We start from the raw sequence: 24303 nt of genomic DNA on the forward strand, positions 1-24303 counted from the left end.
CTATGATTACTAGTCCTTCTTCCTAATACTACCCGTTTTTAGCATTCAATAGATTCTGAAATTAATTTGCTGTTTTCTTGTAATAGTCTTTCTGCTGCTGTTATATTCTCTTTTAGATAGGTGGGTAGTTCTGGATGAGCTAAAATTTGTGGAGTTGTCAGCCACTTTTCTGTAGTACCTCTTCTTGCTAATACAGACTGCTGTTTTCCATTAACAATTACATAGTACTAAACATATGGAGCAAAGTAATAAAAAGTAACGCAGCAAATTGCGTTACTCTACATGAAATATTAGATTAATATAAGGATATATAAATTGCTTCCAATTATCAGCATTTAATTTCTTTTGAAATTCATCCAAACGAGTATTTTCTTTCGGCAAAAATACTACCATGCTCGTTTCACCATCTCCATAAGGAAGTGCCACGGCTTGAAAGTCCTCTGTTTCCAAATAATCCAACTCTTTATTGAGTTTCATAAGAGGAACTTTTTTGGTGGCCCCATCCTTTAAATGAAACGTTTTCTTCTCTGTATGCTTTTTATCAAATTCATACTGCCAATTCCCTTTGAAATAAACAGCGTTGATCAGTATGGTGATTAAATCAGAACTTAAAGGTGCATCTACTAAATCTTTTATTTTGTTATTAGTTGCCTTTTTGACCCAACCATTAATTTTATCTGGTGCATTCGGATTCTTAATATCGATTTCTTGAATCTTTGCATTAAAATAATCTTTGTTATTCTTAGAGAAATCGTCTTGAAAGTGGTAATTATTGTTCAACCAAATAGAGTTGGCAACATTGAGCTAGACTTTTTCTGAATTATTATGGAGCATGGACATTAATGAAGCATTCGCTTTATTTAGCTCACTGTTATTTAACCCACCCACATGCAAAACCTTTGCAATTTCATCCTTTGTCACTCCGTCTGCCCCATTATAAGCCATAGACAATGCCATAAATAAGCTGGCTGGGGAAATAATTACATTTTCGTTTTTATCAGCTACCACATGTTGTAACCAATCAAATCCTAATTCATTTTGTGAAGAAACGATTCTTTGGTAGTCTTCCTTACCAAACTCCACATTACTTGAAATCTCTAGACCATCTGCTTCCTTTTTGGTTCCACAGCCAGGCAAAATCAATAAGAAACACGCTATCAGTAAAGGATAAACCAATTTCTTCATATTCCTCACCGTCCTTACAACATTAGACTGAGATAGGAAGAATAAGGTTACAATTTATTGTTATTTCCATTTTAGATAATTAATCAATTTTGTTTTAGTCAAATTTTTGTAAATTAAAATATTTAATAGATTCATATAAAAAGAGGAAATGGGACGTGTTTAAGGAAAAGTAACGCTGTAGCACCTGGTTTCGAAAAATTTAATGCCCTTCCCTATTAAGGTGAATCGGACAATATTGGTTATACCTTCTATTCCTTGCTTCCCATGAATCTAAATTCATTGGCCAAACAATTCAGGTAGAAGGCGGTCATTATATCGCTAATCCAAGAATTGCAGACTGTCAGGAATATTTTAAAGATATTATCTGCCCGTAGCAGAGGAATTCCCGCGACTACGGTAACGATCATAGACTGATTGTGACCGTTACGAAGCAATTTCTGCGACTACGGTAACAATCATGGACTTATTGTGACCGTTACAAAGGAATTCCCGTGACTACGGTAACATTCAATCACGGAATGTGCCCACAAAAGAGGAATTCCCGGAACAACAGTGACGTTCATAGACTGAATCTGCCCGCAAAGTAAGTTAAATTAATAAAATAAATAAATCCCCTAAGAATCACCATTCTTAGGGGATAAATATTATTTATTTAATTGTTTTATAAACTCTCTCATGAATCCAGGAAGATCTGGCCACGCATGACCGGAGACAAGATTTCCTTCGACATGAAGATGATTTTCGATGTATGTAGCACCTGTTGCTTCTACATCTGGCTTACAAGCAATATAAGCTGTTAATTCACGTCCTTCCATGTATTGCTTCACTGTTGTTAGGATAAGACTCGCGTGACAAATCGCTCCAACTGGTTTCTTTGTTTCAAAGAAATGAGATACAATTCTAGGTACATTTTCATTTAAACGAATATATTCTGGTGCCCTTCCCCCTGGAATAATTAGTCCGTCATATTCTTCAGGATTTACGTCTTCAAAGGCAACGGTTGATTCAATTAAATACCCCTTGCTTTCTGTATAAGTATCCCAGCCAATAAAATCATGCACAACTGTTTGAAGTTGCTTTTTCGATGGAGCAGCTATTTGAACATCATACCCTTCTTCTAAACAGCGAAAATAAGGATAATAGATTTCAAGCGCCTCCACCGCATCTCCAGCTAATAACAATACTTTTTTTGCCATGTAATGCTCCCCCTTTCAAATATTCATTTTGCCTATATTTATATATTCTAAAAAAAGTTATACTTTCCTCTAATTTCAAAATTTTTTCAACATAAATTGTTTTTAGCCCAATAAAAAAAGGCGAATGGTAGCAAATACCATTGCCTTAATTAAGTCAATTAAATAAATAGCAATCCCCAAATGCTATGAATAAAATATTAATAGAATTACAGTATTTTTCCTTTGCGTTGAAGCGCTTACGTTTTAATCTCCTATGAAATACTCACCTAATATCTCTGTATATCATTATATTTTTTCCTCTTGAAATTTCAATTTGGATAACACTAGTTTATGCAGTCTTAATAAATGTTGGATCTCTTCTTCCGGTATTTCTAATAATCCGTTTAGCCTTGTTATCGTAGTATTGTCAGATGAAAAAATGGTTTCTAACAACTCCTCACCCTTTTTAGATAAAAGGAGAGAAATGGCTCTTCGGTCTGTATGCGGTATAACTCGTTCAACGAAATTATTTTGAACCAATCGATCGACTACACCGCTAACTGTGCTATTCGTAAGCCTTAACTTTTCTGCCAGTTCACTTAAACCAATATTAGGATTAAGATTAATATGATAAATTGTTTTTAATTGAACTACCGTTATTCCGTGTTTATCTGCTTCTAATTTTTCTAACTTATAGATTGCTCTGTTTATTTCTGAAAAAGATTCCAATATATTATTATTAAATGTATTCATGTTGGTCCCCTCATTACTATTAATTACCCCATGACTTTTTTCTTAATTATGAGTTAGAGATTAACCATTAGCTTTCAACAACGCATTTCTATTTGAATATATCATAAATTCTCCAACCTTTTAACTAGGTGTCGCCATCATTTCACCAAGAATACAAAAAAAGTGCATGAATCTCTGCAGGATAAATGCACTAGTTATCACATTATGCGATTGAATGAAAAAATTAGTAGAAGGCTATCCCATCTCCTGGAATAGCCATTCTAACCATTATTGCAAACTTGAATTTCTTCTATTTTTTATATTAAATAAATGCAAACTACTATCGCCCCTATAATAACAATAATGCCGAGAATAATATACATTAATAGAATGCGGGTTAAATTTCCTTTGGTTGCAGTGCTATAGTCTGCATCGGCTTTCCCTGCCACCATTAACGTTCCTACTAGAGCTGCAATCCCTACTACAGCAACTAAAATGTAAGCAACCATCATCATGTCGATACACCTCCACCATCAATGACAAGGTCCTTATTCTAAAATAAAATTTCCTTCTAGTATCATCATAATGGTGTATTCTTTAATTGAGACCATCCAATCCGTCAATAATATAGCCATCCACTTTTCTTATCTTGTTTTTTCGAAAGCATGAAACAAACGTTTCACACCCTGATGAATAGTATTTTCATCCCCTCTAGCATATGTGAGACGGATACATCCTTTTTCTGTACCAAGAGTACTGCCGGGTGCAAAGATTACTCCCTCTTTAATCGAATTTTCTAGAAGGAGATTCTCATTTACTTCATTTTTAAATTGACACCACAAATGAATTCCTCCCAATGGTTTTTGAAATTCAACATGACTTCCAAAATATTGAATTAGATTGCTCATTATTGCATCTCTTCGACTTTTTAACTCCCTTTTTAATAAATGAAGATGTTCTTCTAAGTAACAGGAGCTTAAAAATTGATTTCCAATCCATTGCGAGAATGTCGAATGCCCAAAATCAAACTGCTGTTTTGCATCTGCTAATCGTTCTATTACTGGAGGTGGACCGATTATCCATCCTATTCTTAAACCAGGTGCCGCGATTTTGGATAAGGAACTAATATACAGCACATTTCCATTCACATCCATCGATTTTAATGTTGATGGATGTTCTTCTGTAAAAGATAACAAACTATATGGATCATCTTCGATTATAGGGATTCCAAATTCAGATGAGATATCCAATAATTCCTTTCTTTTATGAGACGGCATTAACGTCCCTGTCGGATTTTGATAAATAGGATTAGTAAATATCATTTTGATCCGATGCTTTTTATGAATAGGAATTAATTCAGCAGGGTTCCATCCGCTTTTCTCTGCTGAAAGGTGGAATACTTTCAATCCAGCTGTTTTAAAGATAGGAAGACTAAAGCTATAAGATGGGTTTTCTATCACCACAGCATCTCCAGGCTTTAATAAACACTGGATAATCAAATGGATAGCTTGCTGGGCACCCGAAGTGATAAGGATAGACTCAGGCTTCGTTTCTATTTTCCGATACTCTCGAACATGTTCGACTATGGTATTGCGCAAATCGATATTCCCTTGTGGATGATCATACCCTAAGTTCCCAGTAAACTTTGTTTTCATTAGAGTTTCCTGTATAAAATCATTAGGAAAAAGATCAGCGGATAGTTCACCGCTCGCAAGATTTATGAGATGATTTTCTTCCGTTTCTTTCCGGATGCGTTGCATGACTGGAATATTTGGTAAAAACGTTCCCGCTTCAATATATTTGTTCCAGCTGGGGATTCGCTTTTTCGTAAGTCCCCAAATATCCCTGCTGATAATGGTTCCGCTCCCCTTCTTGCGCTCCACCAGCCCACTTGCCTCTAATTCTGCATAAGCCGAAACGATTGTACTCCGATTTACACCTAATGCTTGCGCAAGAGTTCTTTCAGAAGGCAGTGGCTTATCTACCGGAAACGTACCGTCTGTTATACCGTTTTCAATATACTCTGATATTTGTATGTAAATCGGAGTTTTCTTATTTCTATCTGGTTTCCAATCCATTTAACTGTCCTTCTTCCAAAATAATAAAAATTGCATCTTCTATCTTGATTGTAACGGAAATAAGATTGCCAAATACAAATCATTTTTGTCCTTTTTTGTAATTTTACTATTCTATTTCTACCTTTATAAGTGGTTGGTCTTATTTAAATGCAAATGGATGGTGTATTAAACTGGTTATTCTATTATGATGTTGAAATAGCAGAGTTCTGGTTATTACTATGTCTTGATTAACTGTAAGGAGATGATAAAAATGACTTGGATGATCGTACTTTCAATCGTTATTGCCAGTGCTGTTAAGATAATATTGACATGTCCACCTACCAGTCTTGTAGAGTGGTTTTTAAGTAAATTTGAAATCCATTTAAAACTCAATGACAATAATGATACTATTACGATGAACGGGATAATCTTAGAAGAACAAAAGAAGAAACAATTTATTCAAAGCTTTAACAAAGCCGTTTTTTTAGAGCGCTATTATATTTTCCAAGGAAACGAAAATGCATTTTTACAACCAAAAAATAATAGTTTACCATTTGTCATTGATACGAAAAGAGGGAAAAAATCCATTAAATTATTTGTATATCGATATCATGATCATGTAGATGTTGTAAAACTGTGTAAGAAAAAAATAATCGCATATGGATTGCAATCTGAGTACCTTCAAAACTTGGAATAGCGCTTAAAAGGCAAACAAATAAAGGAACATCACTGGTGCTTAAAAATGGGATGAATTTTTCCTTGCGTCTGCCTTTTGAACACTTATAAAGACCATTTGCTCTCGAATTTTTGCTTGGGTTGGTCTTTTGAACGTTTCTAAAGACCATTTGCAACCGGAATCTTCCTTGCGTTGGTCTTTTGAAACCTTATAAAGACCATTTGCTCTCGCATTTTGCCATGAGTTGGTCTTTTTGAGCACTTTTAAAGATAATGTTATTTGTTATGTTAGGTTATCTTTGGTTTGTGGAATATCTATTAACCAATTATTCTCTTCGTTTGCTTCCAGTAGTTCACTGACTTCATAAGTGGCATAATAACCTTCTTTTACAAAGGGGTCACTTTCCACTAGATTTATTGCTTCTCCCAAACTTTCACATAGAATGATTTGTATCGCTTTATCATTATCTTTGAAGGGTCCACAAATGAATAGTTTTCCTTCATCATTCATTTTTCTAAGATGTTCAATATGCTGTATTAATAATTCCTGTGTTAGTTCCCCTGCCTTTTTATCTTTTAACATCACTACAAATTTTTTCATTTACTTCACCCATTATCAAATAGAATTAGAACATTCATTCTTATCTAATATTCTATTTAACATCTTTTAACTGCGCAACTAACGAATGGATGACAGCACCGACTTTTTTAACTGCGACCTAACACCCATGTAATTTCCACTTTCATTAAAGTCCACCCTACTTTCTTCCCCTTTTTTTCCATCGCTACATTAACTATTCTTCCTATGCATAAAGTTGGTATGAAGCAAGCTTTTTTCACAGGTAAATTGTAATAAAGGGGGAATCATTTTCTGTAGAAAAAGTATTACTGTTTCATTCACGTATCATCATATTTTACTATTTTCCACAAAATCGGAGGGGAAAAGATGAAAAAGCTAGTAAAAATATTTAGCTTTTCAATCATTATTTTTACTTTCATTCTTACTGGCGTACCAGAATGGGGAGCTAATAAAGCAAAAGCTGATGAACCATCTTCTACAAAATTAAATGATCTAGTAATAGATTTGAATGTCCCTCAAGTAAGCCGAGATGTATTAAATAATAAACTGAAGTTAAATGCTCTTCATGTGTATAGCGATGGTAACTTTCTACTAGCCAACAAAAATATTACTTGGAAATCTTCCAATAAAAATGTAGCTTCTGTTGATCCAAGCGGTGAAGTGACTTTACTTGGGCATAACGGAAAGACTTTTATCTATGCAACTGATGGAAATTACCAAGATAGAATTTCCATTCAATATAAAGGTAATCAAGATAAAATAATCGTAGAAAAAGAGCATGGAAAACGCTATGACATTATTGGTAAAGCCATTAATCATATGACTGTGCCAGAAAAAGTTGGACAGATGTTGATGCCTGATTTTCGTACGTGGAAAGGGAAAAATGTAACAGAAATGCAGCCGGAAATTGCGCAGCTGATCAAGCAATATCATATTGGCGGTGTTATTTTATTCCGTGAAAATACCGTTACAGCGGACCAAACAATCCGACTTACGAGAGCTTATCAAGATGCGGCTGAAAAATACGGGATGCTAATTTCTGTTGACCAGGAAGGCGGTATCGTAACAAGGCTGCAAACTGGTACTGATTTTCCTGGGAATATGGCACTTGGGGCAACCCGTTCTGAAGAGCTGGCTGGTAAAGTTGGAAAAGTCATTGGCGAAGAGCTGGAAGCAGATGGTATTAACATGGACTTTGGCCCAGTAATGGACGTGAACGTAAATCCGGATAATCCAGTTATTGGTGTTCGTTCCTTTGGTGCCGATCCTCAATTGGTCGCTGATTTGGGAAAGGCTTATCTCAATGGACTACATCAAACGAACACGGCATCTACTGCGAAGCATTTTCCTGGTCATGGGGATACAGCAGTAGACTCCCACTTAGGTTTGCCGGAAGTTCCTTATGATATGGATCGATTGAAGCAAGTGGAGCTATATCCATTCCAACAAGCCATGAATGCCGGAATTGATGCTATTATGACAGCACATGTAACTTTCCCAAAAATTGATGATACAAAGGTAATTTCCCAAAAAGATGGTACAGAAATTTCGCTTCCTGCAACTCTTTCCTATAAAGTTTTGACAGGTCTAATTCGCGGACAAATGGACTTTAAGGGCGTTATTGTTACAGATGCCATGAACATGGGAGCCATTGTAGATAACTTTGGACCAGTGGATGCAGCTATTCGGGCAGTTAACGCGGGTGCTGATATTTTGTTAATGCCTGTTGGTGTGGAGCAAGTTGCGAATGGATTATATAATGCGGTATATTCGGGAGCTATCCCAGTTACCAGAATCGACCAATCTGTGGAACGTATTCTTACTTTAAAGTTAAATAGAAGTATTGTAAAACCGGAAGTGGAAAAAAATATAGACGATCAAGTTGCAAATGCATTAAAGGTTGTCGGCTCACCTGAGCATAAGCAAATTGAAAAGGAAGTCGCTGCTAAATCTATAACACTTGTAAAAAATGATCATCTACTTCCATTGAACGTGGCAAAAGAGGATAAAATTGCGGTTGTTGGCTATTCCGGATATTATGTACAATCACTTGTAGATGAAGTGAAGAAACATCATAATAATGTGACCTATATCAATACATCAACTACCTTGACAAAAGCCCAATTAGATCAAATAAAAGATGCAAAATATATTATTGTTGGAACCTATACTTCCTCTGTTAGCGGCAGAGCACCTTCCGCATCACAAATGTTAATGACGAATCAGCTGATTGCAACAGGCATTCCAGTTGTCGCGGTTGGCATCAGAAATCCATATGACATCATGTCCTATCGAAATGTCGGAGCCTATTTAGTTCAATATTCTTATAATAAAGCTAGCTTTGAAGCATCTGTGAACACCATTTTTGGTGAAAATAACCCGACAGGAAAGCTTCCAGTAACTATCTACAATCAGGATGGAAGTATTTTATATAATATTGGTCATGGATTGGAATATTGACGGGGAAAGGGCATCCTCTTTGTAAAATTAATAATAATAACCTCGCTAAACAATCATAAAAAAGAGCGTGTTTTGTAAAAAAAGATGGAACAAAACACGCTCTTCATATTATTAATTGACTCATTCTTTTATAAAAAATTTGATCATTTCCTTGCCTATGGTGTTTCCTTAACGCGCCCGTTTAAGGCAAAACAAAAGTAAAAAAAAGACATGCTGTTAGTTGCTTCAAACAGTAATTGTGAATAAATCAAAGCATTGTTCATCTTCTGAAAGAGAATAGTAATTAGGCTAAGAGATACTTTCATCAATTAACGATGCACATCGTTTCATTTTGTTTTTCAATGTTTTAACTCCAAACTGTTTAAAATGATGGACAAGGGTCTATGGTAGTAGATAGACATGCATTTTCCGTTCGCAAAGGAAGACCATTTTGTTTTACCTGCGAGGGGGAGAATACAGTCTAGAAGGGAACTTAACGATGATAGTGTCACATCCGTAAAGCAAAAAATTCCGTTTATAAGCAATAAGTAATTTTAAAGAATGATATACTTATTTAAGTTTATAAAACTCTTTAAATGCAGCGGAGAGCTGATCCAGATTGCCATACACTTTTTCAAATGCTGACAGGGTTCTTTTATTCATCATATCTGATTTATGCTCATCCACGTTATCGATATATTTACTTTGCTTCAATAATTTCTCGAATTTGGTCATTTTGTTGAAACCTTCTGTTTCAATGAGGAAATTTGTTACCAGGAAGCCGTAAGCATAAACATTAATATCCTTATCATCATAAGAATCGATGTTTATTAATGTTTCAAGAGAATAATATCGATGCTTACATGCTGCAAGAACCTTTTCGATTGCTTTGTTTAACGATTTTTTATCTAATACAAGCTTCCCGTTTTCCTTTTTTACACCATTCTCCATATAGGTTGCTAACCCTTCTTGGAACAGTGACGTTAAATTATCATTGGTAAAATCCATTAACATGCGATGGGTAAGTTCATGAGCGAAAATGGAGAAGGTGCGTTCAGGATTATCTTTTAGTAATAGTGTTTTAAACGAACCATCCATGTCACCACTTTCCCCTGAAAGAGAAGGAAAAGGAACAGAAGCCGCTAATGCTTCTCTATTAGTAAAAAGCTTAACATCAACGTGGTCAGGGTTCCAACGGTAATTCTCCTTATAAAACTGAACAATTTGAAAAGTATCTTCAATATACTTTTCAGCTTCTCTTACGTTTTCGGGTAAATAGTAAAAGGTGATGTTATCTTTATTCATGCTTTGGAAAGGCAAATCATTAATCTTCCATCCATCCGCTGTTTTGATAATTTGATATTGGATATGATTATTAGTAGGTTCACTATTTTTGAACCCCATAGTTACAACAAAACTGATAAACCCTTGTGTTTCTGAGATTACTTGAATATCATATAGTCCAATGGAAAGGGTGGCTTCTTTTGTTTTGCCATATAAAATAGCTGCTTTAATCCATCTAGCCTGCTCTCTATAAAACAATGGGTTATCTGGATTTTGAAATTTCATAAACTCATCATAGTTTTTGTTTTTAACCGCTTCCTCCACGCCAAGAAAATACTGTTTTAATTCCGCTTCCAATTTTTCTTTATCTTGATCATTAAAGGTATCCTCTTTGTTTTTCGCTTTTTTTTGATGGGTCGCAGTATTTTCCTGTCCACTGCTGACTTTTTCTTGAGTACATCCCGTAGTTAAAATCAGTAAAAACATAATAAAAAGTGAATATAAATATTTTTTCATACTCCCCCTCTTTTCTATAAAAATGAAATTACCGTATGAATGATTAAGATTGTTTCTATAATTTATTTCTATATTTAGATATTTATTTCCTTTTAATATTAAATTTCGGATTTAAAATATTTTCCATCAGCACCATACTAATTCTTTATGATTTATTCTAGACTTTTCACCTGCAAATTCGATTAGGATTGAATCTAAAATCCTACCTCCATTTTCCGGAAATAGCGCTTAATGCATATGCGGAATAGGAATATTCAGCAACTTAGCACCCCTTAAAAAGTAGTAATGTACCACTACAAGAAACTCACACAAGCAATATTCCACATCGATTTAGAAAACTCCCTCTTCTGCTAATTTGATCTGTCAGATAAAGAGCAAACTTTCACAATCTCGTCATCATTACCAGTTTACTTAAAATATGATGTTCAACAATTTGGCCCGATTGTTGAATAAACGCTAATGACGATTGTTCAATTAAATTGCCCCGTTAAGCGAATAAGAAAAAACACTATATTGGCAGCTGATCATTAACTCTTTCACCCATTAGTTTAAGTAAAATATTCCCAAACAATCTTAACTAAGAGCATATAAAAAAAGCTGACAGTGATGACAGCTCCGGAGTTTAACTCATGACACCTATAGTATAAATGTATTTCTACACAAACTTTTCCGAAATACATACTCTTTTATTCTATTTCCAATTATGATTGTGCAAGGGACTGAAAAAATATCCAATTATTTGATAACATTTCATTTATAATTACTTTTTTTGGAGTAGTGTTTATTTTTGGAAAAAGTTATCACTAATAGATCGTATTCCTTATGTAACAAGAATTTATTTGTTATTATGTGCACTCAGTTTGTGGATGTGGACTTCCGAATAGGTGGGACCATCTTTTAAATCGCTGCTTACTTAAAGAAATGTTATATTGAACTATCCTCTCCGCTTAAATTTATGTAATGATAATAGAGATGTTTATTCTTAAAGCAGCAAAACGCATTTCACCGTTCGTAAATGTGGACGTGTAAAAAGTAAAGATGTTTAATTTTTCGAACAATTACTGAATAAGAACTCCTAGAAATAACAATAAAGTCGTTTATAAACTAAATTATTATGCAACAATCACTCTCGTTTGTTTAATTGTTAAAAACCTTCTACCAATACATTCATTTATCATAGAAGGTAAACGAACCAGATGCTTACGACAATAAACCAAATGTTGATTGACAACAGAAACACTCGCTCACAAAACCCAAAAATAAATCGCAACGGCTTGAACATCGTTACAATAACAGCCCCAAGCGAGATAGTAGAAATCTTGGTTATAATGTAAAAAAATGGATTTAGATTTTTAAAGCCTTCCAGTAATTTTAAATGACTTCCTCCACGATCAATGACCATATAGGAAAAAGCGAACGCAAGAATAGCAAATAAGTAATGGAGTTTTCCTCGAACCGTAAGTTTTTCTCCTTCTAGGTCAGTTGGAAAGAATAACATGATGATACGGGAGATGACCATTAGAATGATTAAAATCGGAATGGACCCGGATATGGAGTAACGATCTTTTACAATCAACAACACGATAGAAAGTGACAATGCCCCTAAATTGCTGAGCCAAGCGTAAATTAAAAATAAATATTTTGTAGCACCTACACCGTAATCACTTACAGCATGCCGAATAGGATGATAGCCTGTTTTCTTAAAGTGAAGTATGAGGAAAAAAATAAAATAACTCAAAAAGAACAATACGGCCAAAATCGATAGGATTTTCTCGATGGACAATTTAAGACCTCCCAAAGTTCATCAGATTCAGTTCCCTAACAGTTCCTTCCCTGATTGTTGAATAGCATCATCGACAACTTAATTTTAAATTACTTTAATATTTTTTAAACAATTATATTTTGATTTAAACGAGTTTATTATCACGAAACAAAATTTAGGGTGTAAAATAGTGATTTTTTTCTAAATAATGCGAACCTACTATAATCTAAGATTAAGAAATGAGTAAAGAATAAAGACTTAAAGGTTTTCGAGAAACATTCACACCTGATCAGGATATAGAATGAAGGAAATATGGAACTATCTACAATTTATTGGTAAAGTTGGTGTGAAATTCAGGATTTATAACGCTAATGATGAGTTATATGGTACTTCTCGAACTTCCCTTTTTGAGAAGAAACATCCGTTAATTGAATAATTAGAGCTTCATTTCACTTTCTAAGAATTCCTTCTAATATTCAAGAATATGGCCCGATTGTTGAATACAAGCTATTGAAGATTGTTCATCTAAACTCCCTGTTAGCCGAATAAGAAATCGGATTGCCTCAATAACCCCACTGTTTAACTCAATCGCCCAATATTTTATGTCATTATTCCCCAATACTCTTCAGCTTTACTTAGTTGAGTCAACGCCTTATTAGCAACCTTTTCGTATATATCTCCAAATACGTTGTTTACGTCGTACCTAAACCATTCACCATTATTCCCCTTTAACCTTAGCCTACTATCAGGAATTAAATCGTGTGCCGTCACTTTATTGGGAAGAACTTTCTCCCCAGTGATGGATAACTCCTTCTGGGGAACAAACTCCAATTTCTATTACAAAACCCCCACCTTATTTGTCAAATTGAAAAGTGATTAGGTCTATTTTATTCTCGAAAATTCTTCGGAAATGTGGGAACGAACCTTTAAAGCCCCGTTCCCTAAGTTCAGGAACAACAATCTTTTTTAATGCTGAAATCATCTTCTCTCTTCCCAATGACATTTTTTCACCTTCTTATGTTATATACATTCATTATTTTTTCACTCTTTTTAAACTTCCCATCGTTAATAATCATCCTTGAACATTACTAAAAGAAAAAGGCCACTATAATAGCGGCCACATTATTATTTTACTACTAAATATTTTGTGATGGTTTGTCCATTAACGTTGATATTTACATTATAAGTTCCTGGTTTTGTTCTTGTACCAACTGTCCAGGTCCAACTAATATTACCGTTACTATCAGAAGTTTTAGGCTCTAAACCTGATGAATGGCTAGGTCCAGAAGAGTAATCGACTTCAATAGTACCCTGTACATGCGGTTTTGTTTTTACTGACACAGTTGCTTTATCACCAGGATGTACAGCTAATTCACTTTTTGATACGTTTAAAGAGCTTGTATTTGAGCTACTTGTGACATTATTGGTTATTGCAGCTGATTGTACTCTTGAAGAACCATCAGCGTAATTAATCGTTACTCCTTGTTCAACATTAAAAATATAAATATTAAATTCTATCTTATTATCTTCTATACTTTTTGCTTGCATATGAACGCCTCTAGCTACCAATTCATTCCCTCTAAATATAGGCTCTACTTGGTAACGGACATGATGGTTAGTTGTTTTTAAATAAGAGGCCACTTTGTTTTCATAAACAAGCATATCGGGGTCATTAAGACTTCTTGTTCCTGTCATTAAATTTTTCAGATTGTTATTTTCCCCTGTCAGTTGATAACCAATTAGGTGACAACGATTATATAGCCATTCTGTTTTACCATTAACAGTAATTTTTTTATTCTTCCAACCAGTAGGATCGACATAAAGTGGCTCTCTATCTTCTCTAGGCATTAGAGTTTTTGAAAGCATTGCGTTTGCTACACCTACACGATTGAAAGAATCTAAATTAGAAAAAGATTGCCAACTTCCTTTAGCTAAACTTAAGTCTTTTTTAGAAAAAGTAGTATGATTATTATTTAATATAATAACTTGTTTACCCTTAAAATCTGAGTTCGCAAGTGTTTTATATTGATTTTCCACATTAATTTTATTGGTTGTAGCTGAATCTTCTTTTACGTTTGTTGAACTTTTAGCTTCTGAATTTGAACTTACCCTAGAACTTTGTGTAACGTCTGATTTAACATTTGTTGTAGTAATTGCTTTTTGGTCATTTGTAGTAGGTTTTGATTGGTTACTCACATCGCTACAAGCACTTAGCATTATAAACATAAGAGTAAATAATAAAGTAAAAGATATGTTTCTCATTTTAAAAGTTTTCATCATTGTTCCCCTCGAAGTCTTTTCAAAGATGTTATTTTTTAAAAAAGTAATTTTAAATTCTGTATTCTATCATTATGTTAACAGGAAGTTTAAAGGTTGGCCTAAATCACTAGAGTACTATGTTAACTAAAGTAAATACCCACTAATATTACTATTCAGTAGAAATTTGTTCAATAATCAAAACTTAGGAAGAGAAAATAATGAACAACTTTGGGTATTCTTTTTGTTAACAATAATGTTTTTTTTCATTTATATTATAATTCTACAAAAAGATGAGATATGTGCAGAATCCCATCTTGAAGTAAAGCACCCGTTTATACAATAAGACGTTTTTGTAACATTGTATATTAACGTGATTTTACTTAGTTTCTAATTATCCCATGACTAGAACCTTTAATCACTTCTTTACCTTTTTGATTACGATATACCGTTTCCAATTCCACAGTTTTAAAACATTCCGATTGCTCAACATTTTTAATGGTTATTTCGCAAGTGATGGTATCTCCAATAAAAACAGGTCGAATAAATTCATACACCATTTCTCTAGCGATGTAGTTTAAATCCCCTCCAATCTTCGTTCCTATACTAGCGGTTAATAATCCTTGAACCATTATCCGTCCATTTTCATCTGGTTCAACATGATGCTTACCTTGGTCTCCAGAAAATCTTCCAAACTCTAACACCTCTTCTTTAGTAAAAGTTCTTTCCCATGTGTAAATATCTCCAATTTTCATAAATACCCCTCCATTTTTTAAATTTTCTATATATTCATTATAACACGATATGAATGGTTACTCATTCATTTAATGCCTTATTGAGCTCCCTCAGTTAGATACGATTTTCTTCAAATGTGTTACTCCAGAAAATGGCTCTTTAATGGAACAACCTATTGTCAATTAACAGTACCTTCTTCGATCTTATCATTCAGGCGTCTTTTCAATATAAAAGCACCTCTTTTGGCAAAGGGGGAAATTTGTACCATTTCCTTATAAACGATACAACTTTCTTTTAAATCTACATTTGTAAATATTAATAGTAGGAAAAGGAACCTGTCCCTTATCACCTTTTATTCTGAATAACGAAAGTGGGATAAAGCACAAGACCCCTATTCCCGTAATCGATGAAAATATGGACCAGCCTTCTCTATTATCAAATCCTCACTTTCTTCGTGAAAGGCTATTAAAAAGCAAGTTCCAGGACCACCTGATTTGAATAGATCTAAATCACTTTTTGCTTGTATCTGTCCAAATTCTGGATATATCTGTTTCAGTTTATATAAAATTCCTTTCGATCCTACCGGAAGAATATGTATAACATCTTTCTGTTGGCACATCCATTTAAACAAAGAAAGAGGAGCAACTTGATCCGCATGTTCGATTACCTCATTTCCGACTAGTGGAGTGCCAATAACTGCGAACTTAATAAACAATTGCTGTTCGTTACGTTCTTTGTTCCGCTTTTTTCCAAGCACAGTTATTCCTAAGGCAGATTGCAATAATGAAAAATTGCTCTCCGTACTTCCGATTACCTGAATGGAAGTCAAACCCATTTCGGAAATTCCCTTATTTATTCCCGCATTGATCTCAGCCCAAGAATTTTCTTGGCAAAAATTATGAATCAATACGGAAAACGGATCCCCCCCTGCAGCCATACAATCCATAATCGCAACACGAAAAGAATAATAGGCTACAACATCATACGTTACCTTGACAACATCATCAGGTTTTATACCAATACCACCGCTATTGTCTGTAGAAACAACGATACTTTCTGTCTCATTAAATGGAATAATAAGAGCATCACTCATCTTTTCTCCCCCTTCCTAATAAATCGTAAGAAAACTCGGGCAACAATGACATTTAATGCAGAGCCAATCATAAGGGAAGGTACAATTGCAATAAAAAATGTCCAGTCCATAATAAAAATAAACGGCAATGGACTAATCAAAGCATTTCCAATCCAAAAAGCAACCGCTGCAATTGCTTTTTTGCCAGCTTTATTTAAAATTCCAAAAACAAATACGCATAGAGCCATTTCTAGAGCAATTAAAAGATGAAATGAACCTAGCGGAAAGCCTGTCAATAATGCAGAAAGAAGGTGGCCAATTGCTGCGATCCAGGCTCCCATTCCAATACTGCCTAAACCTGCAATAACGAGGCCAGTAAACGCATCTAATCCTACACTTCCTACAATGGCAGGGATTTTTATCGTGGACCCAATAACCGTTAAGGCGATCCCTATACCCCACCATGCAATATTTTTACTAGACATAATAATTTCCCCTATTTATTTTAACTTTCTTGAAATCCCATACCAGATAACATCAACCTTTTCCGCTTTAGCTGCAATATCCTGATACACCCAACCAGTAATATCGCGCCAATCGCGGTTCTTTTTTTCCATTGGAACGATTCCTTTTGAAATATCTGTCCCTATTAAAATAAAACATCTTTCTTTCGCTGCATTTTCCCAATCTAATCCATCTTCAATCAAACTCTTCATCTGCTCTATCATTTGCTGTTGGTTCAGCCCCATTTCTATTAAACTTTTAATATAGCTTTCGATTCCTTCTATTATGTAAAAATTACTTTTCGTACACTCAAATACTGGATCAATTATTTCAGTTTGATAGAATGATACCCATGTAAAATCATCGCGTTCCGCTAATCCGTATAAATTCCGGACCCATGTGGCTTTTCCGTTAAAGTGACCTCCCGTAACAAAGTGCATCGAATCTCCCCCTTTCCTTCCTGCTCTGTCCATATTAATTCATATCCGCCACCATGTGGAATTCTCCAATCCCAGAATTCGGTTTTTTCCGGCGCTAGTTTACTTAATAAGTAGCGAATAACACCGCCATGACTGACAATCACCACTTTACGAAGGTCATTTGTTAAAAGATAAGTTAACAGTTTCCGCCAACCTTCGTCTATTCTTTTCGTAAAATGATAAAAGTCCTCTCCTCCTGGCGGACAAACCTTATAGAAATCATCCAGCCATTTACGATAGAGTTCATTATTTTTTAGCTCATCATATGTTTTTCTTTCCCATTCCCCAAAATTCATCTCACGAAATGCCGAACACTTTTTTAAAGAATTGTTTGGAAAGAGGATTTCCGCCGTTTCCACACAACGTTTCCTATCGCTGCACAAAAATAATTCATAGTTATCCTGAAAATCTTTATATTTACCTAACAGCTCTCTTCCCTTTTTACTGAGTGAAACATCACTCCAGCCAATATAAGCATGCCTTTCATTTTCGGCCGTTAACCCGTGACGTAATAATGTAATAGCCAAATACTCAGCCAAAGTATCCACTCCATTCCTTCCACTGATGCACCCAGAACATCTCCAGTAATGCCGCCAAACCATTTTTCGGATTTTGTTTTCAACATTTCACCAAATATAAAGGTAATGAGCACCAATAATAAAACGAACCAACTATCATGACGGTCCAAAAATGCTACTCCAATTACAAATAACAAAAGATATACCGGATAGATTATTAAAGAGCGTTTAGGAACGGATTTTTGAAAAAAATAGCCCAGTCCCTCTTTTTTTGCTGCGGGTACTGTTAAAAGGAGATATCCCATAAAAGTTCTGCTTAGAAAAGGCAAACAAAGGATGAGGATCATGCTGCTAATCGTCAGCGTATTTATTATTTCATAGATAAAGAGAAAACGACCGCTTAATAAAACAATTACAGAGATGACTCCAAACGCTCCAGTGCGCGGATCCTTCATGATTTCTAAACGTTTTTCTATTTTTTGATAGGAAAAGAAAGCATCGCTCGCATCCATCCACCCGTCTAAATGAAGACCGCCGGTAATAACAATGGTTAATAACCAAATGATAAAAGCAATGGCAAGATGGGAAAAAGGAGTATGGTTCATTAAAATGTATAAGACTCCGACAAAAGCTCCCCCTTGCAGCAAACCTAAAATAGGAAATGTTTTCACTGCATAGGTAATATGCCTTTTATCCATCGGCAGTTCCTTACAAATGGGAATTACCGTAAAAAATTGAAAATTGATTAACAGTCCGATAAGTGCACCCTTTATGATTCTCATGACTTATCCCACATGCTTACGATTTCTATTATTTTCTCCCAATCTAAATGACTCTTAAAATGTTCCGCTAATCGATCATATTTTTGATCTTTTTGCTTCTGTAGTTTGACGATTTGACGTACTGGTATTCCTTTATTACTGCGTATCCCATTCAACCAGTAATGACGCCACTCATCATTATGAAATAGCGAATGCAGATTGGTTCCAATTATTTTTCCATTATCCTGATAATAGCCATCCTCTGACCCGTCCTCGAGTAACACAAATGGACGCCGATGGGAGGAGGTGTGCCCTAAGTGAATTTCATATCCTTGTAGGTGTAATTCTTGCGAAATTCCCGTTGCCTCATGGATTTTCCCCTGAACGCGAGTCGTCTTTTTTTGAGAATAAAATACTGTATCAGCTGGAATTAGCCCCAGTCCATGTTCCGTATATTTTCTAGTTCCGGTATCCGTTCCTTCTTCATCCGTCAATGTTTTACACATCATTTGGTACCCGCCGCAAATTCCAACCAAGTATTTCCCGCTCTTCACATGCGAAAGAATCAATTCGAATAAATGATGATTTTTTAAAAATTGCAGATCATGAATCGTGCTTTTTGTACCAGGGATGATAATGACATCTGGATTACCAAGCTGGTTTGCATTCTCTACCCAGCGAATCGTTACATCCTCCTCGTATAAAAATGGTTCAAAATCTGTATAATTCGAAATGAAAGGGAGTTTTATAATTGCTATATCTAATGCCCCGTCTTTTACAAAGGAGAAGCGATCTTGAAGTGACAAGGAGTCCTCCCCTTCAATCATGTGTTGTTCCAAGTATGGAAGTACGCCTAAGACGGGGATGCCCGTTCGATGCTCCAGCCACTCAACTCCATCCTGAAACAACTCTATATCCCCTCGAAACTTGTTGATGATCATTCCTTTTACCCTCTTTCTTTCACTTTCCGTTAACAGATCAAGGGTGCCAATAACACTTGCGAAAACACCGCCCCTGTCGATATCCGCAACTAGAATGACCGGCACATCAGCAAGTTCAGCCACTTTCATATTTACGAGCTCGCGATCCTTTAGATTTATTTCGACCGGACTTCCTGCTCCTTCCATCACAATAACCTCGAATTCTTGTGCTAAACGCTCTAATGCCATTTTTATCGATTCAATGCCTTTTTCGTAAAAAGATTGCCGATATCCTTTTCCCGAAAATACCGATTCCCTTTTTCCGAAGAGGACAACCTCCGACTGCTGATCAGATGTCGGTTTCAATAGGATTGGATTCATCCATATGGTTGCTTCCGTCCTAGCAGCTTCTGCCTGTATCCCTTGTGCACGGCCAATTTCTTTGCCATCAACAGTAATATAAGAATTGTTTGACATATTTTGTGATTTAAAAGGTGCGACTTTAATACCCTCATTTGCAAACAATCTGCAAAGTGCTGTTACAACAAGACTTTTCCCTACATCTGAAGCCGTCCCCACTACCATTACACCATGAATATTATGATCCCCATTCATCCGTTTGTTCTCCTTTCATCAAAAACGGTATGCCTGCATCTACCAGATAGGCTACCGCGGATTGTTGAATAATGCTTTGATGTAAATGTCCTAGCAGTTTAGCATAAGTATAAACAAGCTCCCCTTTATGTAATTCCTCATTCAAAACCTCATTAGAAACGATGATCAACACACTGCTCTGTTCCTGGATGGCATCTATTCCGGCCATGATTGTATCATATACATTTTGTTGGAAATCCACTTGTTCCCAGCTACTGCCAGATTGAAATAATTCATTATTTAATAGGGTTGTTAAGCAATCAAGTAAGACTACATCACCTTTGCTAAAGGCTGGACTAATACCTTTTATATCCACAGGGCATTCCCAATTTTTCCATGGCAGTCCACTTGTTCTTCTTGTTTCTTGATGGTGTTGAATCCTGGAAGCCATCTCTGGATCCGAGGCACGGCCGCATGCAAGGTAATTCAATTGTTTGTTTTGTTGTTTTGCATACTCAATGGCTAATTTTTCTGCAAAACTGCTTTTCCCGCTTCTTACCCCGCCACTGATAAATATCAATTGTACTTTTTCCATTCAAGAAGCGCCTCCATTAGTAGGTTGTTCTCCTTCTTTTTTTTAACTGCGAACCTCAACCACCGACCGTTTAATCCTGGAAAATTCATCGTATGCCTTGGCACTATCCCTTTTTTTAATAAAAAATGAAACAATGGTGCTGCGTCTTCAAGCTGAGGATCTTTTAATAAATAGAAATTCACTTCTGATTTAGACATTTGAAATCCATTGGATTGATAAACTAATTCAAGTCGCTTGCGTTCGTCAGCAATATGCTGTTTCGTATGTTGAATATAGGAATCTTGCAAAATACATTCCAAACCAGCTTTCATCGCAATTGCATTAACACTCCAATGAGGTTTCAGAGCAGCAAGCTTTTCCATAACACTTGGATTGGCTGCCCCATACCCCAGCCGTAAACCGGCAATCGCAAACATCTTTGTTAATGAGCGTAAAATAATGAGATTAGGATATTGTTTTATTAGATTAATATAGGAATGATTATCGGTTGTAAAATCATAAAATGCTTCATCAATAATGATGTAGCAGCCCTCTCTTTTTCCTTCCTGCACTAATTCCATAACTGCTTGACAGTCATATACAACACCAGTTGGATTATTAGGTGTACAAAGGAAAATTCCATCAAATAGTTTCACTTTTGGCAGGAGCTCATTTAGTCCAAGTGCCCAGTTTCCTTCTTGTAACACATGGTGCTCCACGCAGCAATTTTGCGCAAAACATGCTTGTTCGTATTCACTGAAGGAAGGCTGTATAATTAAAATTCTTTTCCCTCTCAGAAACTGAGCAACAAGTGTAATAAGTTCAGCTCCTCCATTTCCGATTAACAGGCAATCCTCTTGAATATCGTTCAAAATGGAAAGCTTTTGTTTTAGTTCGGAAGCAAGCGGATCTGGATAATCCTCCACGTAAGAAAACCAGCTTTGCCACCTTTCTCGTATTATAGTGGGAGCCCCGAAAGGATTTACATTCACACTAAAATCTATTACACGATCGGGTTTCTCGATTCGGGCTGACTGATACACATAATGCGGATTAGAACCATGAGATGGTAAGGTCAATGACAGCTCCCCCTATCCATAAAAAGAATAAAAAATACAGAATCGTCCGTTCCATGATAGCAATCGTTTTCTGAATATGATCCGCCTTCAGCGCTTCAAATGGTTCGCCCATTCTGGCACGATTGGAGGCAATGCCTTTATAATAATTTAAACCGCCCAGCTGCACACCTAAAAGAATCGCGACAGCAGCTTCCCCCCAGCCGCTATTAGGACTTGGATGTTTTTTGGCATCTGTAAAAAGCTCTCTCCATGCCTTCTTCTTCTCTATGTAGGCAGGTTTATGAATGAATAGCATAAGAAAACCTGTAATCCTGCTTGGAATCCAATTGGCTGCATCGTCTAATCGAGCAGAAGCCCAGCCGAATTTTTCATATTTTGAATTCCGATAACCAACCATAGAATCACACGTATTGATTGCCCGGTAGATCATGGCTAGAGGTGCTCCTCCGATAAGTGCCCAAAATAAAGGTGCTGTTATGCCGTCACTTGTATTTTCTGCGATTGTTTCAACGGTTCCCCTGACAATTTCGGATTCTTCTAAGTCTTTCGTATCTCTGCCGACAATATAAGATAATTTTTTTCTTGCTAAGGGAAGATCTTTAGCAAGCAGTGGTTGCATTACCTCTAAACCTGCATCCTTTAAACCTTTTTGGGCGATGGTAGAGACGATAATAATTGCTTCCATAACCACTCCAACGATTGGATGAAGATAATAGGCTAAGTATGTAATAAACACAGTAATGAGTGCTGTTAAAATCAATACAGCTCCAAGCATCATTACACCTTTAAAGCGAAGTTGTCTTCCTTTATTCAAGAGCTTGTCTAAAAATGCAATAAATGACCCGATCCATTTAACAGGATGCGGCCAGTTTGGCGGGTCTCCAATAATGAAATCGATAACAATGGCGATGGTAATTGCTAAAAGATGATGTAATATCATTTGACGGTCCTTTCACGCGTTTTTTCAATTGCTTTTTTGATACATCGGTACACAGCCGGACCAATTACTTTGCCAAGAGGGGCGACTGAACCGGCATATTGCAGCCTTTTCCCCTTCTGAGTAGCGGCAATTAAGATGCTGTCCGTGGAAGTTCCTGTTGCAATCGTCCCAGTTAAAGGATCCTCAATCTTTAAATCATGCAACACTTTTACCTTTGCTTCTGTCGCCGTTGCAATAGCTTGAATATATGCTTCATCCGATAATTCACCATTTATAAAGACCCACGTATTAATCGTCCCAGGCAAAAATCCAGAGGAATGAACATCACCCTTTGATACATCTACCGCATTGCCAACCCCTGCTGTCACCACAATAAACAAAGAAAAACCATCATCCATTACAAATTCCGAAACTGCATCCTCTATCATTACTGCTGTCATCATCCCCACTGTATTTTCAGGTAGAAAACCTTCGGAGGTTAAAAATGCAGCCATTTCCTCATGATGGTTTTCACAGCTATAATTTTTGGATACATGACGATTCACAAATGTTTGAAACCAGCCGACACCTGGATTCATAACGGCAGAAGACATCGTCTTTAAGCGGATTGGCGATTCTAGAACCAGACAATCTCCCTTTTGTTTTAAGTACATATCATTGATCATGATATCCGCCTCCGCGTTCATTTGATTTGGAATTAATGCTAATTGAGGCTTCGGAATGGTTGGGTGAAAATGTTCCTTCACTATTGTTTGATAAACATGCTGAATATGTTCTTCCGTTATTACCTCACTTGGAGATCCGGTCATTTCCATTCTTCCGTTTTCAATAAGAAGAATTCGATCACAATAAAGGGAAGTCAAATTGATATCGTGAAAAACAGAAATGACTGTCAGCTTGTTTTCAATAGTCATTTTTTTGATAAAATCCAGTAATTCCTTTTGATAGGCTAAATCTAAATGATTGGTAGGTTCATCTAATAGCAATACCTTTGGCCTTTGCGCCAATGCTTGTGCCAGAAAAACCCTTTGTTGTTCTCCGCCTGAAAGCTCATGTAAGGATTTTTGCTTAAATTTAAATACCCCTGTTTGGATCATAACCTCTTTGACAATCGCTTCATCTTCCTGGCTCATCATTTGAAACAAACCGCTTTGATGTGCATATCGTCCTAAAAGCACGGTTTCTTGCACAGAATAGGAAAAACCATCGCCAGTCAATTGCGGTAAAACGGCGACGAGCCTTGCTCTTTCTTTCGCGGAGTAGGAGAAAATATCTTTTCCTAATAAATGTATGCTCCCTTTTGAAATTGGAAGAGCTCCGCTAATCATTTTTAACAACGTTGTTTTCCCGCTTCCATTTGGACCTAATATTCCAAAAAATTCACCCGCTTGGACGTTAAAGTTAATGTCTTTTACAATGTTTCTTCCTTTGTAACCGCCTGTTACCTTCTTTACTGCTAACATGCT

The 24303-nt window shown here is 35.9% G+C and carries 23 protein-coding genes and 1 pseudogene; 2 read left to right on the forward strand and 22 right to left on the reverse strand.

Annotation, left to right across the window (positions count from 1 at the left end; translation table 11 throughout):
- Positions 1 to 273 precede the first annotated feature (273 nt).
- The 5 genes and pseudogenes from AN964_RS27085 to pdxR form a co-directional block, all read right to left on the reverse strand.
- Positions 274 to 1185 (reverse strand): annotated as a pseudogene (locus AN964_RS27085) (serpin family protein).
- Positions 1186 to 1829: 644 nt separating this feature from the next.
- The gene (locus AN964_RS12525; RefSeq protein WP_055739999.1) at positions 1830 to 2381 is read right to left on the reverse strand and encodes a DJ-1/PfpI family protein; all 552 of its coding nucleotides are present in this window, start codon (positions 2379 to 2381) and stop codon (positions 1830 to 1832) included.
- Positions 2382 to 2666: 285 nt separating this feature from the next.
- Positions 2667 to 3113 carry a MarR family winged helix-turn-helix transcriptional regulator gene (locus tag AN964_RS12530; protein WP_055740000.1) on the reverse strand — a complete coding sequence of 149 codons (447 nt, stop codon included), beginning with the start codon at positions 3111 to 3113 and terminating at the stop codon, positions 2667 to 2669.
- Between the two features lie 296 nt (positions 3114 to 3409).
- Positions 3410 to 3607 carry a hypothetical protein gene (locus AN964_RS12535; protein WP_055740001.1) on the reverse strand — a complete coding sequence of 66 codons (198 nt, stop codon included), beginning with the start codon at positions 3605 to 3607 and terminating at the stop codon, positions 3410 to 3412.
- A 129-nt stretch (positions 3608 to 3736) separates the two neighbouring features.
- Positions 3737 to 5170 carry a MocR-like pyridoxine biosynthesis transcription factor PdxR gene (pdxR, locus tag AN964_RS12540; RefSeq protein ID WP_055740002.1) on the reverse strand — a complete coding sequence of 478 codons (1434 nt, stop codon included), beginning with the start codon at positions 5168 to 5170 and terminating at the stop codon, positions 3737 to 3739.
- Between the two features lie 250 nt (positions 5171 to 5420).
- On the opposite strand from pdxR, the gene AN964_RS12545 reads away from it, so the two are divergent.
- Positions 5421 to 5846 (forward strand): YfmQ family protein, encoded by a 426-nt coding sequence (locus AN964_RS12545; RefSeq protein WP_055740003.1) that lies wholly within the window; start codon positions 5421 to 5423, stop codon positions 5844 to 5846.
- Positions 5847 to 6107: 261 nt separating this feature from the next.
- Here AN964_RS12545 and AN964_RS12550 read toward each other — a convergent pair whose 3' ends face one another.
- Positions 6108 to 6425, reverse strand: coding sequence for a YciI family protein (locus tag AN964_RS12550; RefSeq protein ID WP_055740004.1), 318 nt, complete (start codon positions 6423 to 6425; stop codon positions 6108 to 6110).
- Positions 6426 to 6770: 345 nt separating this feature from the next.
- Between AN964_RS12550 and AN964_RS12555 the strand changes: the two genes are divergently transcribed.
- Complete coding sequence (locus AN964_RS12555) at positions 6771 to 8864, forward strand: glycoside hydrolase family 3 protein (protein ID WP_055740005.1); 2094 nt, start codon at positions 6771 to 6773, stop codon at positions 8862 to 8864.
- A 549-nt stretch (positions 8865 to 9413) separates the two neighbouring features.
- On the opposite strand, the gene AN964_RS12560 is transcribed toward AN964_RS12555, so the two are convergent.
- The 16 genes from AN964_RS12560 to AN964_RS12630 form a co-directional block, all read right to left on the reverse strand.
- On the reverse strand, positions 9414 to 10643 hold the full coding sequence (locus tag AN964_RS12560; RefSeq protein ID WP_055740006.1) for a collagenase: 1230 nt from the start codon (positions 10641 to 10643) through the stop codon (positions 9414 to 9416).
- A 1174-nt stretch (positions 10644 to 11817) separates the two neighbouring features.
- Positions 11818 to 12426 carry a DUF998 domain-containing protein gene (locus AN964_RS12565; RefSeq protein WP_055740007.1) on the reverse strand — a complete coding sequence of 203 codons (609 nt, stop codon included), beginning with the start codon at positions 12424 to 12426 and terminating at the stop codon, positions 11818 to 11820.
- A gap of 579 nt (positions 12427 to 13005) precedes the next feature.
- Entirely contained in the window at positions 13006 to 13236 is a 231-nt protein-coding gene (locus AN964_RS26385; protein ID WP_055740008.1) for a hypothetical protein, read from the reverse strand.
- A gap of 22 nt (positions 13237 to 13258) precedes the next feature.
- Positions 13259 to 13408, reverse strand: a complete 150-nt coding sequence (locus tag AN964_RS27290; RefSeq protein WP_083489337.1) for a DUF4304 domain-containing protein — start codon at positions 13406 to 13408, stop codon at positions 13259 to 13261.
- A gap of 122 nt (positions 13409 to 13530) precedes the next feature.
- Positions 13531 to 14682, reverse strand: coding sequence for a DNA/RNA non-specific endonuclease (locus AN964_RS12575; RefSeq protein ID WP_152982384.1), 1152 nt, complete (start codon positions 14680 to 14682; stop codon positions 13531 to 13533).
- Between the two features lie 362 nt (positions 14683 to 15044).
- A complete protein-coding gene (locus AN964_RS12580; RefSeq protein ID WP_055740009.1) occupies positions 15045 to 15416 on the reverse strand; it encodes an FAS1-like dehydratase domain-containing protein in 372 nt (123 codons plus the stop codon).
- 371 nt (positions 15417 to 15787) lie between these two features.
- Complete coding sequence (locus tag AN964_RS12585; RefSeq protein ID WP_055740010.1) at positions 15788 to 16489, reverse strand: hypothetical protein; 702 nt, start codon at positions 16487 to 16489, stop codon at positions 15788 to 15790.
- The gene (locus tag AN964_RS12590) at positions 16486 to 16953 is read right to left on the reverse strand and encodes a hypothetical protein (RefSeq protein WP_055740011.1); all 468 of its coding nucleotides are present in this window, start codon (positions 16951 to 16953) and stop codon (positions 16486 to 16488) included. Before AN964_RS12590 ends, AN964_RS12585 begins: the two co-directional genes overlap by 4 nt.
- A gap of 15 nt (positions 16954 to 16968) precedes the next feature.
- On the reverse strand, positions 16969 to 17412 hold the full coding sequence (locus AN964_RS12595; RefSeq protein WP_055740012.1) for a bifunctional adenosylcobinamide kinase/adenosylcobinamide-phosphate guanylyltransferase: 444 nt from the start codon (positions 17410 to 17412) through the stop codon (positions 16969 to 16971).
- Positions 17346 to 17990, reverse strand: coding sequence for a histidine phosphatase family protein (locus tag AN964_RS12600; RefSeq protein ID WP_055740013.1), 645 nt, complete (start codon positions 17988 to 17990; stop codon positions 17346 to 17348). Before AN964_RS12600 ends, AN964_RS12595 begins: the two co-directional genes overlap by 67 nt.
- Entirely contained in the window at positions 17948 to 18751 is an 804-nt protein-coding gene (gene cobS / locus AN964_RS12605) for an adenosylcobinamide-GDP ribazoletransferase (RefSeq protein WP_055740014.1), read from the reverse strand. Before cobS ends, AN964_RS12600 begins: the two co-directional genes overlap by 43 nt.
- A complete protein-coding gene (locus AN964_RS12610; protein ID WP_205603445.1) occupies positions 18748 to 20265 on the reverse strand; it encodes a cobyric acid synthase in 1518 nt (505 codons plus the stop codon). Before AN964_RS12610 ends, cobS begins: the two co-directional genes overlap by 4 nt.
- Positions 20249 to 20839, reverse strand: coding sequence for a bifunctional adenosylcobinamide kinase/adenosylcobinamide-phosphate guanylyltransferase (locus AN964_RS12615; RefSeq protein ID WP_055740015.1), 591 nt, complete (start codon positions 20837 to 20839; stop codon positions 20249 to 20251). Before AN964_RS12615 ends, AN964_RS12610 begins: the two co-directional genes overlap by 17 nt.
- A complete protein-coding gene (gene cobD / locus AN964_RS12620) occupies positions 20821 to 21897 on the reverse strand; it encodes a threonine-phosphate decarboxylase CobD (RefSeq protein ID WP_055740016.1) in 1077 nt (358 codons plus the stop codon). Before cobD ends, AN964_RS12615 begins: the two co-directional genes overlap by 19 nt.
- Positions 21872 to 22837 (reverse strand): adenosylcobinamide-phosphate synthase CbiB, encoded by a 966-nt coding sequence (cbiB, locus tag AN964_RS12625; RefSeq protein WP_055740017.1) that lies wholly within the window; start codon positions 22835 to 22837, stop codon positions 21872 to 21874. The genes cobD and cbiB overlap by 26 nt, the downstream gene beginning before the upstream one ends.
- Entirely contained in the window at positions 22834 to 24300 is a 1467-nt protein-coding gene (locus AN964_RS12630) for an adenosylcobinamide amidohydrolase (RefSeq protein WP_055740018.1), read from the reverse strand. Before AN964_RS12630 ends, cbiB begins: the two co-directional genes overlap by 4 nt.
- Between the last annotated feature and the right edge of the window lie 3 nt (positions 24301 to 24303).

Source organism: Heyndrickxia shackletonii (assembly GCF_001420715.1).
Lineage (GTDB): Bacteria > Bacillota > Bacilli > Bacillales > Bacillaceae_C > Margalitia > Margalitia shackletonii.

What these genes read in the sequence shown, in the direction of transcription:
- AN964_RS12525 (WP_055739999.1), bottom strand. Translation starts at nt 2,381, where the DNA reads ATGGCAAAAAAAGTATTGTTATTAGCTGGAGATGCGGTGGAGGCGCTT.
- AN964_RS12550 (WP_055740004.1), bottom strand. Translation starts at nt 6,425, where the DNA reads ATGAAAAAATTTGTAGTGATGTTAAAAGATAAAAAGGCAGGGGAACTA.
- AN964_RS12575 (WP_152982384.1), bottom strand. Translation starts at nt 14,682, where the DNA reads ATGAAAACTTTTAAAATGAGAAACATATCTTTTACTTTATTATTTACT.
- AN964_RS12530 (WP_055740000.1), bottom strand. Translation starts at nt 3,113, where the DNA reads ATGAATACATTTAATAATAATATATTGGAATCTTTTTCAGAAATAAAC.
- AN964_RS12595 (WP_055740012.1), bottom strand. Translation starts at nt 17,412, where the DNA reads ATGCACTTTGTTACGGGAGGTCACTTTAACGGAAAAGCCACATGGGTC.
- pdxR (WP_055740002.1), bottom strand. Translation starts at nt 5,170, where the DNA reads ATGGATTGGAAACCAGATAGAAATAAGAAAACTCCGATTTACATACAA.
- AN964_RS12535 (WP_055740001.1), bottom strand. Translation starts at nt 3,607, where the DNA reads ATGATGATGGTTGCTTACATTTTAGTTGCTGTAGTAGGGATTGCAGCT.
- AN964_RS12590 (WP_055740011.1), bottom strand. Translation starts at nt 16,953, where the DNA reads ATGTCTAGTAAAAATATTGCATGGTGGGGTATAGGGATCGCCTTAACG.
- AN964_RS12630 (WP_055740018.1), bottom strand. Translation starts at nt 24,300, where the DNA reads ATGTTAGCAGTAAAGAAGGTAACAGGCGGTTACAAAGGAAGAAACATT.
- cbiB (WP_055740017.1), bottom strand. Translation starts at nt 22,837, where the DNA reads ATGATATTACATCATCTTTTAGCAATTACCATCGCCATTGTTATCGAT.
- AN964_RS12610 (WP_205603445.1), bottom strand. Translation starts at nt 20,265, where the DNA reads ATGAATGGGGATCATAATATTCATGGTGTAATGGTAGTGGGGACGGCT.
- AN964_RS12585 (WP_055740010.1), bottom strand. Translation starts at nt 16,489, where the DNA reads ATGAGTGATGCTCTTATTATTCCATTTAATGAGACAGAAAGTATCGTT.
- AN964_RS12560 (WP_055740006.1), bottom strand. Translation starts at nt 10,643, where the DNA reads ATGAAAAAATATTTATATTCACTTTTTATTATGTTTTTACTGATTTTA.
- AN964_RS12545 (WP_055740003.1), top strand. Translation starts at nt 5,421, where the DNA reads ATGACTTGGATGATCGTACTTTCAATCGTTATTGCCAGTGCTGTTAAG.
- AN964_RS12580 (WP_055740009.1), bottom strand. Translation starts at nt 15,416, where the DNA reads ATGAAAATTGGAGATATTTACACATGGGAAAGAACTTTTACTAAAGAA.
- AN964_RS27290 (WP_083489337.1), bottom strand. Translation starts at nt 13,408, where the DNA reads ATGTCATTGGGAAGAGAGAAGATGATTTCAGCATTAAAAAAGATTGTT.
- AN964_RS12555 (WP_055740005.1), top strand. Translation starts at nt 6,771, where the DNA reads ATGAAAAAGCTAGTAAAAATATTTAGCTTTTCAATCATTATTTTTACT.
- cobS (WP_055740014.1), bottom strand. Translation starts at nt 18,751, where the DNA reads ATGAGAATCATAAAGGGTGCACTTATCGGACTGTTAATCAATTTTCAA.
- AN964_RS12615 (WP_055740015.1), bottom strand. Translation starts at nt 20,839, where the DNA reads ATGGAAAAAGTACAATTGATATTTATCAGTGGCGGGGTAAGAAGCGGG.